This window comes from Anaerofilum hominis (genome assembly GCF_014287275.1).
GTDB lineage: Bacteria > Bacillota > Clostridia > Oscillospirales > Ruminococcaceae > Pygmaiobacter > Pygmaiobacter hominis.
In genome coordinates, this window is sequence record NZ_JACONZ010000002.1 from 371,627 (window position 1) to 386,488 (window position 14,862).

The 14,862-nt window shown below is 62.2% G+C and carries 8 protein-coding genes; 7 read left to right on the forward strand and 1 reads right to left on the reverse strand.

The annotated features are described in order from the left end of the window. Positions 1–46: 46 nt before the first annotated feature. The gene (locus H8S23_RS06795; protein WP_186887575.1) at positions 47–1,060 is read right to left on the reverse strand and encodes a Gfo/Idh/MocA family protein; all 1,014 of its coding nucleotides are present in this window, start codon (positions 1,058–1,060) and stop codon (positions 47–49) included. A gap of 249 nt (positions 1,061–1,309) precedes the next feature. On the opposite strand from H8S23_RS06795, the gene H8S23_RS06800 reads away from it, so the two are divergent. The 7 genes from H8S23_RS06800 (at position 1,310) to H8S23_RS06830 (ending at position 14,840) form a co-directional block, all read left to right on the forward strand. Further along, the gene (locus H8S23_RS06800) at positions 1,310–2,314 is read left to right on the forward strand and encodes a LacI family DNA-binding transcriptional regulator (RefSeq protein WP_186887576.1); all 1,005 of its coding nucleotides are present in this window, start codon (positions 1,310–1,312) and stop codon (positions 2,312–2,314) included. Between the two features lie 336 nt (positions 2,315–2,650). After that, a complete protein-coding gene (locus H8S23_RS06805; RefSeq protein ID WP_186887577.1) occupies positions 2,651–6,514 on the forward strand; it encodes an efflux RND transporter permease subunit in 3,864 nt (1,287 codons plus the stop codon). Positions 6,515–6,517: 3 nt separating this feature from the next. After that, positions 6,518–7,147, forward strand: a complete 630-nt coding sequence (locus tag H8S23_RS06810; RefSeq protein ID WP_186887578.1) for a TetR family transcriptional regulator — start codon at positions 6,518–6,520, stop codon at positions 7,145–7,147. Between the two features lie 323 nt (positions 7,148–7,470). Then, positions 7,471–8,715 (forward strand): metal-dependent hydrolase family protein, encoded by a 1,245-nt coding sequence (locus tag H8S23_RS06815; protein WP_186887579.1) that lies wholly within the window; start codon positions 7,471–7,473, stop codon positions 8,713–8,715. Positions 8,716–8,730: 15 nt separating this feature from the next. Next, entirely contained in the window at positions 8,731–9,942 is a 1,212-nt protein-coding gene (locus H8S23_RS06820) for a metal-dependent hydrolase family protein (protein WP_186887580.1), read from the forward strand. A gap of 761 nt (positions 9,943–10,703) precedes the next feature. Continuing rightward, a complete protein-coding gene (locus tag H8S23_RS06825; protein WP_186887581.1) occupies positions 10,704–11,060 on the forward strand; it encodes an Hpt domain-containing protein in 357 nt (118 codons plus the stop codon). Between the two features lie 30 nt (positions 11,061–11,090). Then, positions 11,091–14,840 carry a diguanylate cyclase domain-containing protein gene (locus H8S23_RS06830; protein ID WP_186887582.1) on the forward strand — a complete coding sequence of 1,250 codons (3,750 nt, stop codon included), beginning with the start codon at positions 11,091–11,093 and terminating at the stop codon, positions 14,838–14,840. Positions 14,841–14,862: the final 22 nt, after the last annotated feature.

Genomic DNA, 14,862 nt, shown 5'->3' on the forward strand with positions numbered 1-14,862 from the left:
TTCTACTCCTCCAATTTTTTTGTTGTAGTGCAAGCGATCGTTTTATTCAACGGCGGTCTGCCGTCAGAACCGTGTTCTGTTCCTCCCCGGGAAACAGGTACCCCGCTGCAAAGCGGCAGGCGTCCATCGTGCGCATCACACGCAGTGTGCAGTCCAGTGGGAAGATGTAACTCTCAGCCTCCCCCTCCAACACACAGCGCGCAAAGTGTTCCAGTTGATAGGCATATCGATACCTGTTGCCGGAAAAGTCGTAGTAGCGTGTCCGGCCGTTCTGAGTTACAATAAGCTGCTGCGCCTGGACAAAGCTGTCCAACGCCAGGCTGCCGCGCCCGCCCTCAAGAAGAAGGGTAGTGGGCCGCTCTTCCTCGCAGGTCACCAGAATATCCGCCCGCACGCCGCTGCTGTAGACCAGCGTCAACTCATCCCGGATGTCCACCCCGCTGGCAGGGTCCCGGCTCATGCGATTGATGACCCGGGCCGGCGTCTGGCTGACCAGCATCTCCAGAATGCTCAGAGCATAGACGCCGATGTCCACCAGCGCCCCGCCGCCGCGTGACAGATCGTACACGCGCCCATTTTTTTCCGGTGTGAGCACGCAGCCCGTCTGCATATGGATGGCGCTGAGGTTGCCGAACATGCCCGAGCGGACGAGCTCGGCCGCCATCAGCATGCCGGGGATAAAACGGCTCCACATGGCTTCCATCACAAAGACACCCTGACGGCGCGCCGCGTCCACCAGTTGGCGGGCCTCTTTATAATTTAAGGTAAAGGGCTTTTCCACCAGCACCGGCTTACCGGCCTCTACCGCCTGTAAAGCCAAGGAGAGATGCGTCTCGTTGGTGGTGGCGATGTAAACTGCGTCCACTGTGTCGCTGCGCAGCATTTCGTCTAGATTGTCGGTACAGGCGGGCAGATGATACCGGGCTGCGAACTCCTGCGCAGCCGATAATCTTCTTGCATAAACCATCTCCGCCTGAAGATGATCCGTCTCGGCGATCCCTTCGCAGCACATCCCGGCCATCCAGCCGGCGCCGATAATTCCCAGCCTGAGCTTTCTCATCTTTTTGATGTTCCCTTCGCTGTGTTTCTGAAAATATTATATCTATTTTCAGAAATAATTACAAGTGTTTCATGACGTTTACAGTCAGATTTCCTGTATTCAATAAACAAAAAGACAACTGTTCGGCAATTTTTTAAAGTAAACAGGAAAAATAAAACATTTTTTCTGAAAAACGTATACACTTTCATGAATAAATGTTATACTAAATCTAAACAAGTAGCGAGAGAATTAAAAAAGGAAGGGACCTAGATGCCAAAGAACAGCAAAGCGGCAACGGTCGCCGAGATTGCCGCGATGGCAGGGGTGTCGTCCGCCACCGTGTCCCGGGTACTCAACCACAAGGGCATTGTTAAAGGGGACACCTATGATAGAGTAGTAGCGGCAGTGCACGAGTTGGGCGGCAGCTTTAGTGAGCGAACGGAGGTGGAGCCGTCGGGAGGGCTGTTGATTTTTAATCTGCCCTCGCTGGATAACCCTTTTTACAGCGAGATCGTGCGCGGGGCAAAGACCTCGGCTACCCGGCACGGCTACCACCTGCTTATTAATGAGGAACATATCAACCGCAATACGATGCCCCGCGTGCTCAAGCTGCTGCACAAGACGCGGGCGGTGGGTATGGTGACCACCAACCACATCTCGCCAGACATCCTGCAAAAGCTCGCCTCCACCGTGGCATTGGTACAGTGCTGCGAATACGATGAGGAGCTGGACTTGCCCTATGTTTCGATCGACGATCTCTCGGCCAGCAAAAACATCGTCGAACATCTGCTGGCGATGGGACGCAGGCGCATTGCTTTCATCAGCGGACCCGCCCGGTACAAATATGCCCGGCATCGGCTGCAGGGATATCGCACCGCACTGCAGGAAGCGGGACTGGAGGAAGACCCCCGCCTGATCGTGCAGCTGCCGGAGATCAGCTATGACCTGTCCATCAGCAGCGCCATGCAGCTGCTGAACGCCGATAACCCGCCGGATGCTTTTTTTACTGCTTCGGACGTCTACGCCGCAGCGGTGGTGCGGGCTGCCTATCTGGCGGGATATCGGGTGCCCCAGGATCTGATGGTGGCGGGCTTTGACAACATCGAATTCTCGTCTATGGCCATCCCCTCCATCACCACAGTCAGCCAACCGCGCACCCAGCTGGGATTCATGGCATGCGAACTGCTGCTGGAAAAAATCATGGACCCTGATATCCCGAACAAAAAAATCGTGTTGGAGACCGAGCTGATCGTGCGTGAGTCCACGGCTATCTGAGCGGACGGCCCGGAGGCGAGGGAAGAACGCTTGCTTTTCAAACGGATAGGGGGCATCCTCTCGATCTGTTCGTTAAAAAGTTCTGGAGAGGACACGGAAGAATCTGCAGCTGACCTTTGAAAGTGGGCAGAGCGCCAAAAAGCGGCCGATAAACGGCCGCTTTTTTGGCGCTTTTCTTCTTGCAATTAGGGAAGTTTTCTTTTACAATAAAGACCGACCGACCAGTCGGTCGGAAACGCGGCGGACGGATTTCGTTGCGCCGCCGCTTTTTTGTGACAGAGAGAAAGACCGGCATCCATTCCGCCGGAGAAAACAAGGATCCAGGGAGGGAACCCAATGCTGCCCAAACTCAGCGTAAAAAAGCCGTACACCATCCTGGTGGCGGTGGTGCTTGTGCTGGTGCTCGGGGTCGTGTCGTTCACCGGCATGACCACCGACCTGCTGCCAAACATCGAACTGCCCTATGTGGTGGTGGTCACCACCTATCCCGGGGCCAGCCCCGAAAAGGTCGAGCTGGCGGTGACCAGGCCGCTGGAGTCGGTGCTGGGCACCACCAGCGGCCTGTCCCACGTCAGTTCCGTCTCGCAGGAAAATTCCAGCATGATCATCCTGGAATTTGAGCAGGGGACGAACATGGACTCGGCCATGATCGAGCTTTCGGGCAACGTGGACCTGGTCAAAGCGCAGCTGGACGACGCCGTGGGCGCGCCGATGCTGATGAAGATCAGCCCCGATATGCTGCCGGTGATGGTGGCCAGCGTGGATGCGGACGGCATGGACGCAAAGGCCCTGAGCCGTCTGGTGGACGACACGGTCGTGCCGGCGTTTGAGCGGCTGGACGGCGTGGCCTCGGTCAGCGGCACCGGCCTGCTGGAGGAGAAGCTGCAGGTCACGCTGGACCAGGACAAGATCGACGCGCTCAACGACAAGGTGCTGGCCAGTGTGGACGAAAAGCTGGCCGAGGCGCAGGGCGAGCTGAACAGCGGGCGGGCCAAGATCGCGGACGGCCGGGCCAAGCTGGAGAGCGCAAAGTCGGAACTGGCCTCCAAAAAGCAGAGCGGCGTTGACGAGCTGGCGGCCGCCAGCGCCAAAGTCGACGGCGTGGTGGCAAACCTTTCGGCGCTGCTGGCGGAGGAGGCCACCCTCACCGCCAACCAGAAGGCGTTTGAGGCGGAGAAAGCGGGGTATGCGCAGGCATGGGAGCAGTTGAAAGGAACCTATAGTGCGCTTGAGAAGATTATAAAAGATCTGTCCCAAACGGCCTCTCAGATGGGGGCGAAGATACCTGATAGTATTGCTGGCCTGGCCGCGTTGGACGAAAATGAGTACAATAATACAGTACTGCCGGTGATCACTCCTTTTATTGAGGCGGTCGCTCCGGATCAGGCTGCGGCCTTTAGCTATGCAAATATTTGCGCCCTGCAAAAGGGATATATGGACATAGAACGCCGCCTGCCCGAGATCGAGACCGAGCTTTCCAACATCACCACCCGCATGGCGGTGATCGCGCAGATGAAGCCGCAGCTGCAGCAGGGGCTGGACGAGGCCACCAAAGGCTATCAGCAGCTGGAGAGCGGCAAGATGACCGCCGTCAACGAGCTCACCAAGGGCGAGGTGACCATCACCACCACCGAGCAGAGCCTGGACGAGGCCGAGCAGCAGCTCAAAGACGCCCAGAAGCAGTTTGAGGAAGCGCGGGACGCGGCCTATGAAAAGGCGGACCTGCACGGCATCCTCACCCCGGAGCTGATCTCCAACATCCTGATGGCACAAAACTTTTCCATGCCCGCGGGGTATCTTTCGGGGGAGGACAGCCAGACCCTGGTCAAGGTCGGGGACGCGTATTCCGCCGAGGGGGAGCTGGCGGACACGCTGCTGTTCCACATCGACGCCGAGGGGGTCGGGGACATCCGCCTGTCCGATGTGGCGCAGGTGGAACTGGTGGACAACAGCGGCGAGACCTATGCCAAGGTCAACGGCAACGACGGCATCCTGCTCTCGTTCCAAAAGCAGAGCACCGCCTCCACCACCGCCGTGGCGGACCGCATCGAAAAAGAGATCGCCGTCCTCATGGCGGAGAATGAGGGACTGCACGTCACCCCGCTGATGAACCAGGGCGACTATATCCATCTGATCATCGACAGCGTGCTGCAAAATCTCGTCATCGGCGGCCTGCTGGCGATTTTGGTGCTGATCTTCTTCCTCAAGGACGCCAAACCCACCCTTATCATCGCCTGCAGCATCCCCATCAGCCTGCTGTTCGCCATCACGCTGATGTACTTCACCGGCGTGACCCTGAACATCATCTCTCTGTCCGGCCTGGCGCTGGGGGTGGGCATGCTGGTGGACAACAGCATCGTTGTCATTGAAAACATCTACCGGATGCGCAGCGAGGGGGTGCCCGCCCACAGGGCGGCCGTGGCGGGCGCAAACCAGGTGGCGGGCGCGATCTTTGCCTCCACCCTCACCACGGTCTGCGTCTTTTTGCCCATCGTGTTCACCCAGGGCATCTCCCGCGAGCTGTTTACCGATATGGGCCTCACCATCGGCTACAGCCTGATGGCCAGCCTGCTTGTGGCCCTCACGCTGGTGCCCGCCCTGGGCTCCACCGTGCTGCGGACCACAGTGGAGAAAAAGCATCCCTGGTTTGATGCGCTGGTGCGGGGCTACGAAAAGCTGCTGCGCTTTTCGCTGGCGCACAAGGCGCCGGTGCTGATCGCCGCGGTGGCGCTGCTGGGGTTGGCCTGCTATGGGGCGGCCACCATGGGCACCGCTTTCATCCCGGCCATGGACAGCCCGCAGATGAGCGCCACGCTGGAACTGCCCAAAGGGGCCGACAGCCACACCCTGTATGAGACCACCGACAAGGTGGTGGAGCGGATGCTCGCAGTGGAGGGGGTCGAGACCGTGGGCGCCATGGAGGGCGGCGGCATGATGGGCGGCGGCTCGTCCGGCGGCATGAGCTTTTATATCCTGCTGGGCGACGACCCGGGCGCGACCAATGCGGAGATCGCCCAGCAGCTGCGGGACGCGGTGGCCGATCTGGACTGCACGCTGGAGGTGAGTGCCTCCACGATGGATATGTCCGCACTGGGGGGCAGCGGCATCGAGGTGGAGCTCAAGGGCCGCGACCTGGACCAGCTGAAAGCGGCCGCCGATGAGGTAGCGGCCCTGGTCCGGGATACGGAGGGCGCTGTGGAGGTCTCGGCCGGCAGCGGCGAAGCGGACCCGGAGCTGCGGGTCACGGTGGACCGGGACAAGGCGATGCGCAAGGGGATGACCACGGCCCAGGTCTATGCCGAGCTGGCCTCGGCGCTCAAGACCGAGACCTCCGCCACCACCCTCACCCAGGGACAGAACGACTACCCGGTGATCGTGGTGGACGGCGCGGACGCGCTCACGCGCGGCAGCCTGGCCGGCTATACGTTCACGGTCACCAACGCCGAGGGCGAGGAGGAGAGCTTCCCGCTGTCCGACATCGCAGACGTCAGCGAGCAGCCCGGCGTCTCCGCGATCCGGCGCGACGCGGGTTCCCGCTACATGACGGTCAGCGCCGGGATCGACGCGGACCACAACGTGGGGCTGGTCAGCCGCGAGCTGGAAAAAAAGCTGGCGGATTACCAGCCGCCCGCGGGCATCACGGTGGAGCTGCAGGGCGAGAGCGAGACCATCAACAGCGCCATGGGGGATCTGGTCAAAATGATCTTGCTGGCGGTGGTGTTCATCTATCTCATCATGGTGGCCCAGTTCCAAAGCCTGCTCTCGCCTTTCATCGTCCTGTTCACGCTGCCCCTGGCCTTTACCGGCGGCCTGCTGCTGCTGTGGATCACCGGCAAGGAGCTGTCCATCATCGCCATGCTGGGCTTTCTGGTGCTGGCGGGCGTGGTGGTCAACAACGGCATCGTCTTTGTGGATTATGCCAACCAGCTGCGCCTGGCGGGCAGGGAGAAGCGGGAGGCCCTGGTGGAGACCGGCCGCACCCGCATCCGCCCCATCCTGATGACGGCCCTGACCACGATCCTTGCCATGGGTACGATGGCGCTGGGCCTTGGGGACGGCGCGGAGATGACCCAGCCCATGGCCATCGTCACCATCGGCGGCCTCACCTATGCGACCCTTCTCACCCTGCTGGTGGTGCCGGTGATGTACGACCTCTTCTCCCGCAGGGACCTCAAGCCCATCGATATCGAGGAGGCATAGAACGTGGTGGAAAAGAAGAGTTATACCGAAAAGGAGACCGCCCTTTTCGCGGCGGTGACCCGGCTTGCCGCCTCAGGGCGGGAGCTGCACGGCCTGCGAGTGTCCGAGATCGCCGCCGAGGCGGGCATCGGCAAGGGGACCGTTTACGAGTATTTCAAGAGCAAGGAAGCGCTGATCGGCTGCGCCATGCTGTATAATCTGGAGCAGCTTTTCGCCTGTGCGGAGGAGACCCTGAACGGCGTGGGCAGCTTCCGGGAAGGGTTCTTCGCCTGCGTCGGGATGGTGCGCGGGGCGCTGGAGCGCCGCCTCTCCGCCGTACAGATGCTGGTCAGCGAGCTGCGGCGCGGCGAGCTGGAGACCTATTTGGGAGACCGGCTGGAAGAGCTGGAGCAGTACCGCAGCGATATGGACGCGCTGATCGGGCGGGTGGTCTCGCTGGGCGAGACGGAGGGGCTGTTCGGCGCAGCCGACCCGTGGGAGTACCGGTGCTTTGTCTTTGGCTCGGCCGTGGCCTCCTGCGCCATGGCGGGGGGCGTCTGTCTGCGGCAGGGCGAGGCGTCCCAGCTGGACGGCTATGCCTACGAGATGCTTTTGCGGGCCCTGCGCGGCCCGCGGGAGGAAAGGGCGCGCTGAACGGCGGCGTTTGCCGCAGCTTCCCGCGGGAGCGGGCGGTGGGAGACCGCGGTCTCTGCCGGGGGAGGGCGGCCGTGAAAAGGGGCCGGCTGAAAAGCCCCCGGCGGGCCGCCGCAGCCTCTTTGCGCGCAAAGAACTGTTTTGCCGGGCCACAGCGCGGCGCTTTTGCAGCCTTTGGCGGTTGCGCGTCCGCTTCAAGTCTGATACAATAAGAGCCAAAGTTTTGAAAGGGGGGCGCCGCGGTTTCGCGGCGCCTCTCTGCACAGGACGGGGAGACCCAGCGGCGGCTGCGCCGCCGCGTGAAGTTAAGGGAGGAAAGACGGATGAAAAAGATCATCAAGTGCGGCAGCCTGTTCACGGCCGCCGACGAGTCGGTGCAGAAAAACATGGCCGTCGTCGTCGAGGGCAGCGTCATCACCGCGGTGCTGCCCGCCGACAAGGCGGACACGGCGGGGGCCGAGGTGCTGGACCTGTCGGACAAGTTTGTGATGCCGGGCCTCATCGACGCCCATCTGCACACCAACGTTTCCGGCGAGCCCAGCATCCTGCACGCCTTTGTGGACGGCAGCGAGGGCGCGTTCACCATCACCAGTATCAAAAACGCCCAGCGCAATCTGATGGCGGGCTTTACCAGCGTGCGAGACGAAGGCGGCTTTCGGTATACTGACGTGGCGGTGCGGGACGCCATCGACCGCGGCATGATCGTGGGCCCGCGCATGATGGTGTCCGGCGAGGCGCTCACCGGCACCGGCGGCCATGCCGACTCTCACCTGGCACCCTATGTGGGCGGCTTCACTTCCCTGGGCAGGGTGATCAACAGCGCCGACGAGGGCCGCAAGGCCGCCCGGCTCAACCTGAAGTACGGCGCGGACCAGATCAAGATCATGGCCACCGGCGGTGTGATGAGCTTTGGCGACGACCCCAAGTGCAGCGAGCTGTCGTTTGAAGAGATGAAAGCCATCATCGACATTGCCAGGGCCCACGGCCGCATCACCTCCGCCCACGCCCACGGCAGCGACGGCATCAAGATCGCCGTCCGCGCGGGCATCACCTCCATCGAGCACGGCATGCTGATGGACGACGAGTGCGTCGAGCTGATGGCGCAGCACGGGACCTATCTGGTGCCCACCATCATCGCAGCCAAGGCCATTGTGGACAACGGCGCCGGCGGCGGTATGGCCCCCTGGCTGGTGGAAAAAGCGCAGCTGGTCCTGGCCGGGCACAAGGAGAACCTGCGCAAATGCCGCGAGGCCGGCGTGCCCATCGCTTTCGGCACCGACGCGGGCACCTGCTACAATTATCACGGCGCCCAGACGGTGGAGTTTGGTCTGATGGTGGAGTTTGGTTTTACGCCCGCCCAGGCGCTGATCGCGGCCACCCGCACCAACGCCGTCATGATGAAATGGATCGACCGGCTGGGCACCGTCGAGGCGGGCAAGCTGGCGGACCTGGCGGCGTTTGACAAAAACCCGCTGGAGGATATCGAAGTGATGAACAGCGTTTCCTTTGTGATGAAGGATGGCGTTGTCTGCAAAAAGGACGGCGCGCCCTGCGTCACCTTGCAGTAAAGGGGGAAAAGAGCGATGAAACAGGTTTTAAAATGCGGACATCTGTTCTCGACCAGGGTCAAGGGCTTTGTGGCGGACCAGAACGTCTATGTGGAGGATAACAAAATCGTCGAGGTGGCCGGCGGCCCGGTAAAAGAGGGCTGGGAGGTCGTGGACCTGTCGGGAAAGTATGTGCTTCCCGGCCTGATCGACACCCATGTGCACTGCAACCTCTCCGGCGGCCCCACCGACATCGTGCAGTACGGCAAACCCACGGTGGCGGATTACACCGTTATCAGCCTGACCAACGTGCAGGCGGACCTGATGGCCGGCTTTACCACCCTGCGGGACGAGGGGGCCATCGGCTTCACCGACGTTGCGGTGAAAAACGCCATCAACAGCGGCGAGACCTGGGGCCCGCGCATGTTCGTCTCCGGCCCGGCCCTCACGGCCACCGGCGGACACGCGGACACCCGCTACGCCCCTTATGTGGAGATCAGCGCCCAGATGGGCGTGGTCTGCGACTCCCCGGACGAGTGCCGCGCTGCGGGCCGCTACGTCATGAAGTACGGCGCGGACCAGATCAAGATCATGTCCACCGGCGGCGTGATGAGCGAGGGCGACGAGCTGGGCGCGCCGGAGTTCACCTTTGAAGAGCTGCGGGCCATTGTGGAGCTGGCGGAGAGCCGCGGCCGCATCACCTCCGCCCACGCGCAGGCGGGCGAGGGCATCCGTCTGGCCGTCAAGGCGGGCGTGACCACCATCGAGCACGCCGCCCTGGCCGTGCCGGAAGATCACGACCTGATGCTGGAGGCGGGCTGCTGGCTGGTGCCCACCCTCTGTCCCGGGGCAAATATCCTCAAGTACGGCACCGCCGCGGGTCTGCCCGACTGGATGGTGGAAAAGGACAAGCCGGTGGTGATCACCCACGCCTCCAACACCAAAAAGGCCTTTGACATGGGCATCAAGCTGGCTTTCGGCACCGACTGCGGCACCCCGTTCACCAAACACGGCGAGCAGGCCAATGAGTTCAAGCTGCTGGCTGAGGCGGGCATCCCCACGGCGGACACCCTGATGATGGCGACCCTTTACGCGGCGCAGATGCTGCGCTGGGACGACCGTGTGGGCAGCGTCGAGGCCGGTAAGCTGGCCGACATCGTGGCGGTGGACGCCGACCCCATCGCAGACATCGACGAGATGACGCGGGTCACCTTTGTCATGAAAGACGGCAAAGTCTACAAACAATAAGGCTTCCGCGCAAACAAAAAACAGGGGCTTCTCCATTTGGGAAGCCCCTGTTTTTCAATTTTTCAGCCTGGAGGTTTGGAGAATGGCCGGAGAAAGCTGTGGCCGAATGGCGGACCGGCTGGGCCCGGCTGGCAGAGCGGTGCTGCGCGCGGGGCGGACCGCGGTGTGCAAAGGAGTTTGAAAAGGAGAGCGCAGGGGCCGCGCCGCTGCCGCGCAGCAGGACACGCCCTGCGCGCTGCAGTTTCGGCAAGGGGCGGGCAGGGAGCAAAACGGGAAAGAAAAAACACGGGATGCCGCGCGGGGAAACGCAGGGAAAGAGAAAAGCGGAGATAAAGGGACCGTGGCCCGGGGAAAAGAAGAAAACCCGAAAATGTCACAAACATCCCTTAATCCCCGCGGCGGATTGTGCTATAATGAGATGAAAATAGCCATAGGCTATTTTCATCAGCCATGCGGTTTGTCCTCAGGCCGCGGCAAATCGAAATAAAAAATAGCCGGAGGCTATTTTTTAGCAGCCATGTGGCCTGTCCTCAGGCCACGGCGAATCAGAATAAGTCGTTTTTATTGCGCAGCAATAAAAAATAGCCGAGGCTGTTTTTTCAGCTGTGCGCTTCGGCTGCGGCACCCAGGGCAGAGGACAGGGGCACAGAAAGTCAGGTCGCTTTTTAAAAATAATCAGCAAAATAATCAGCTATGTCCCGGACAGGACGGCGCTTCCACAGACGTCCCGCCGGCAGGCAAACAAAAGGAGAAGACGCGCAATGAGTGAGATGCAGCGGGAAAAACTGGAGAGCGCCGGCATGGAGATCGACCGCACGATAGAGAGGTTCAGCGGCAATGAGGCGCTTTATTTCAAATTTTTAAAAAAGTTTCCGGGCGACGAGAATATGGAGCAGCTGACCCGGGCGGTGGAAGAGGGGGACAGCGAGACGGCGCTGCGCGCGGCGCACACCCTGAAAGGCCTTTCCGCCAACCTGGGCATGAAAGAGCTGTATGAGATCAGCAGCAGGATGGTGCGCCTCTACCGGGAACAGCAGCCCCAGGAGGCCGGCAGCCAGCTGGCGGCGCTGCGGGACGCCTACGCAAAGGTGTGCGGGGCGATCACGGAATGTTTGTGAGCGCGGCCCGGGCCGCTGAAAGGTGAAGCTATGGAAAAAAGGGATACCCTGCTGCTCGTGGACGACGTGGAGGTCAACCGCGCCATCCTGCGCGGCATCTTTGAGCGGGAGTACAATCTGCTGGAGGCGGAAAACGGCGACCAGGCCCTGGTGCTGATCGAGCAGTATCACGACAGGATCGCCGCCATCCTGCTGGACCTTGTCATGCCTGTCCGGGACGGCTATCAGGTGCTGGAAGCGCTTGGCCGCCGGGGGCTGCTGTCCGAGCTGCCCGTCATCGTCATCACGGCGGAAGATTCCGCGGCCAGCGAGGTGCGCGCTTTTGATCTGGGCGCGTCGGATATCATCATGAAGCCGTTCGAGCCGCATGTGGTGCGCCGGCGCGTGCAGAACGTCGTGGAGCTGAACCTGCACAAGCTCGGCCAGCAGGAGCGCATTGAAGAACAGGCGGCCAAGCTGCGCGAGTCCAACGCGGTGATGGTGGACGCGCTCTCTTCCATCATCGAGTATCGCAGCGTGGAGACCGGCCAGCACATCCAGCGCATCCGCATGTTCACCCGCGTCCTGCTGGAGGAGGTGGCCCGCTGCTGCCCTGAATACGGCCTGGATGTCCGCAGGATCGACATGATCTCCAGCGCCTCGTCGATGCATGATATCGGCAAGATCGCCATCCCGGACGCGATCCTCAATAAGCCCGGTCGCCTCACCGACGAGGAGTTCGAGATCATGAAGACCCATTCGCAGCGGGGCTGCGAGATGCTGGCCAACCTGGACCGCATGGGCGATCAGGAGTATCTGCAGTACGCCTATAATATCTGCCGCTATCACCACGAGCGCTGGGACGGGCGCGGCTATCCGGACGGCCTCAAGGGAGACGCCATCCCCGTCTGCGCCCAGGTGGTGGGCGTCGCGGACTGCTATGACGCGCTCACCACCGACCGCGTCTACCGGGGCGCGCTGTCCCCCGAGCAGGCGTTCAACATGATCCTCAACGGAGAGTGCGGCTCTTTTTCGCCGCGGCTGCTGGAGTGCTTTAAAAGCGTGCAGGGCGCGTTTGCCAAATTGTCGCAGGAGTACGCGGACGGCACCCGCCGCACCCATCCCGCGGCGATGCAGCTCAGCGCGGCGGAGCCCTCCTTTGGCGAGGGGGAGCTGGACTCGCTGCAGCTCAGCCAGATGAAGTATTTCACGCTGCTGCGCTATGCGGACGCCACCGTCATGGAGGCCGACCTCACCACCGGCCTGTATCATCTGGTGTATCTGGCCAGCAGCGATTTTGAGCTGCTGCGCGGGAGCGGCCGGTTTGAGGAGGCGTTCCGCGGCTTTGTGGAAAATGCGGTCCACCCCGACGACCGCGCCCTGGCGCTGCAGCTGCTGGGGGAGTATCTGGACGAATTTTTCAACGAGGGCCTGATGCGGCGCAGCCGCACCTACCGCGTTTTCAGCCATGCGACCCAGGCCTATCGCCGCTGCGAGGCCACGATGCTGCGCGTGGACACCGGCCACCCGCGCCAGCGCAAGGTGCTCATCATCTGGAAAGACGCGGACGCGGCCGACGACGCGGCGGCCCCGAAGCTGGCCGACAACGCCGCGCTGGGCGCGCTGCTGGGCGGCGTGCAGGTATGCCGCAACGACCAGTGGTTCACCATGCAGAAGATAAACGGCAGCCTGGGGGCGCTGCTGGGCTACAGCGAGGACGAGGTGCGGGAGAAATTTCACAACCGCTATCTTGAGCTGATCTACCCGCCCGACCGGGACGACGCGCTGCGCCAGACCAGGCAGCAGCTGCAGGCGGGCGACGCCGTCGAGCTGGAATACCGCCTGCTGACCAAAGACGGCAGGCTGATCTGGATGCTGGACAAAGGGTTGCGCAAGATGGGCCCGGACGGAAGCGAATATCTGATCCTGGTGCTGATGGACATCACCCAGTCCAAGCAGGCGCAGGAGGAGCTGCGCCGCACGATCGAGCGGCACAAACTCATCATGGAGCAGTCCAACGACATCATCTTTGAGTGGGATATCGAGCGGGATGAGGTGCTCTATTCCGCCAACTGGGAAAAGAAATTCGGCTATGAGCCCATCCGGGAGCACGCCAGCGTCCGCATCCCGCAGGTGTCGCACATCCACCCCGAGGACCTGCCCCAGTTCAACCGGCTGATGCGCGATATGGCGGGCGGGGTGCCGTATGAGGAGATCGAGTTCCGGGTGGCGGACGCCGCCGGGCGCTACCGGTGGAGCAAGATCCGCGCCGCCGCACAGTTCAACGAGACGGGCCTGCCCTATAAGGCGGTGGGAGTGATCGCCGACATCGACGAGGAGCGGCGGGCCACCGAGGCCCTGCGGGAGAGGGCGGAGCGGGACGAGCTGACCCAGCTGTATAACAAGAGCGCGGGGCGCGGACTGATCGAGGACTATTTTGCCAAGCGGCCCGCGCAGGAGGGGGCCGCCCTGCTCATCGTGGATCTGGACAATTTCAAGCAGATCAACGACACCTACGGTCACCTGTTCGGTGACGTGGTGCTGCGCGAGTTCTCCTCTGAGCTGCGCCGGCTTTTCCGCGGCGAGGATATCCTCTCGCGCATCGGCGGCGACGAGTTTCTCATCTTTATGCGGGGCGTGCCGAACGCCGAGGCCGTCGAGCGCCGGGTCGAGCGGGTAGTGGAGTCTTTCCGGCAGATGTTCCGCCACGACGTGCTGCGGGGCAACCCCTCCTGCAGCATCGGCATCGCTTTTTGTCCCGGTGACGGACAGGATTTCGAGACCTTGTTCCGGCATGCGGACATCGCGCTGTACGGGGCGAAATCCCGGGGGAAGAACTGCTGGCTGAGGTTCGACGCCGCCACGATGGACGACTCGTTCGGGCTGGGGGCGCAGCAGATGGTGGCCAGCACCCGCATTGAATCCGGAGAAGCGCCGGATTCCGCCGCGCAGGGCCTGGTGGAGCAGGCTTTCCGCGAACTGCAGCGCACCGACGATCTTGAGGCTGCGGTCCAGGCGATCTTGGAGATGATCGGCAGGCGGTTTGGGGTCAGCCGCGCTTATGTCGTTGAGGACAGCCGGGACGGCCGCTGCACGACCAACACGTTTGAGTGGTGCAACGACGGCATCAGGTCACAGAAACCCATGCTGCAGCAGGTGGAATATGAAACGCTGGGCGGCCGAAAGGCCTATCTTTCGCTTTTCAATGAGGAGGGCGTGTTCTATTGCCCCGACCTGCAGCTGCTGGACCGGGAAGAGATCCGCGACCTGCTGACGCGGCAGGACATCAAGTCCACGCTGCAGTGCGCCATCCGGGACGAGAGCGGCTTTCGGGGCTTTGTTGGCTTTGACGACTGTGTGATCCGCCGCATATGGACCAGGGACCAGATCGAGACGCTCACCTTTACTGCCCGCCTGATCTCGCTTTTTCTGCTCAAGCGCCGCGCCCAGGAAGAAGCCGAGCGCGCGGCCGGGAACCTGCGCACGGTGCTGGATCACCAGAACGCCTGGGTGTATGTGGTGGACCAGGGCAGCTGGAAGCTGCGGTATGTCAACCGCAAAACCCGGCGCCTGGCGCCGGAGGCCCGCGCGGGGGCGGTGTGCTACCGCGCGCTCTTTGGCCGCAGCGCGCCCTGCGAGCATTGTCCCCTTGGCGGGGAAGAACAGGCGGCCGCCCGCGGCACCGAGATGTACAACGCGCGCCTGGGCGTCTGGGCGCTGGTGAACGCCGCCGCCGTGCAGTGGGAGGGCACTCCCTGCCACCTGCTCACCTGCCAGGACATCACTGACTATAAAAAATAGCCGGAGGCTATTTTTTAGTAAC

Excerpts from the sequence above, each read along its gene's own strand:
- H8S23_RS06820 (WP_186887580.1), top strand. The coding sequence starts at position 8,731 with ATGAAACAGGTTTTAAAATGCGGACATCTGTTCTCGACCAGGGTCAAG.
- H8S23_RS06825 (WP_186887581.1), top strand. The coding sequence starts at position 10,704 with ATGAGTGAGATGCAGCGGGAAAAACTGGAGAGCGCCGGCATGGAGATC.
- H8S23_RS06800 (WP_186887576.1), top strand. The coding sequence starts at position 1,310 with ATGCCAAAGAACAGCAAAGCGGCAACGGTCGCCGAGATTGCCGCGATG.
- H8S23_RS06815 (WP_186887579.1), top strand. The coding sequence starts at position 7,471 with ATGAAAAAGATCATCAAGTGCGGCAGCCTGTTCACGGCCGCCGACGAG.
- H8S23_RS06795 (WP_186887575.1), bottom strand. The coding sequence starts at position 1,060 with ATGAGAAAGCTCAGGCTGGGAATTATCGGCGCCGGCTGGATGGCCGGG.
- H8S23_RS06805 (WP_186887577.1), top strand. The coding sequence starts at position 2,651 with ATGCTGCCCAAACTCAGCGTAAAAAAGCCGTACACCATCCTGGTGGCG.
- H8S23_RS06830 (WP_186887582.1), top strand. The coding sequence starts at position 11,091 with ATGGAAAAAAGGGATACCCTGCTGCTCGTGGACGACGTGGAGGTCAAC.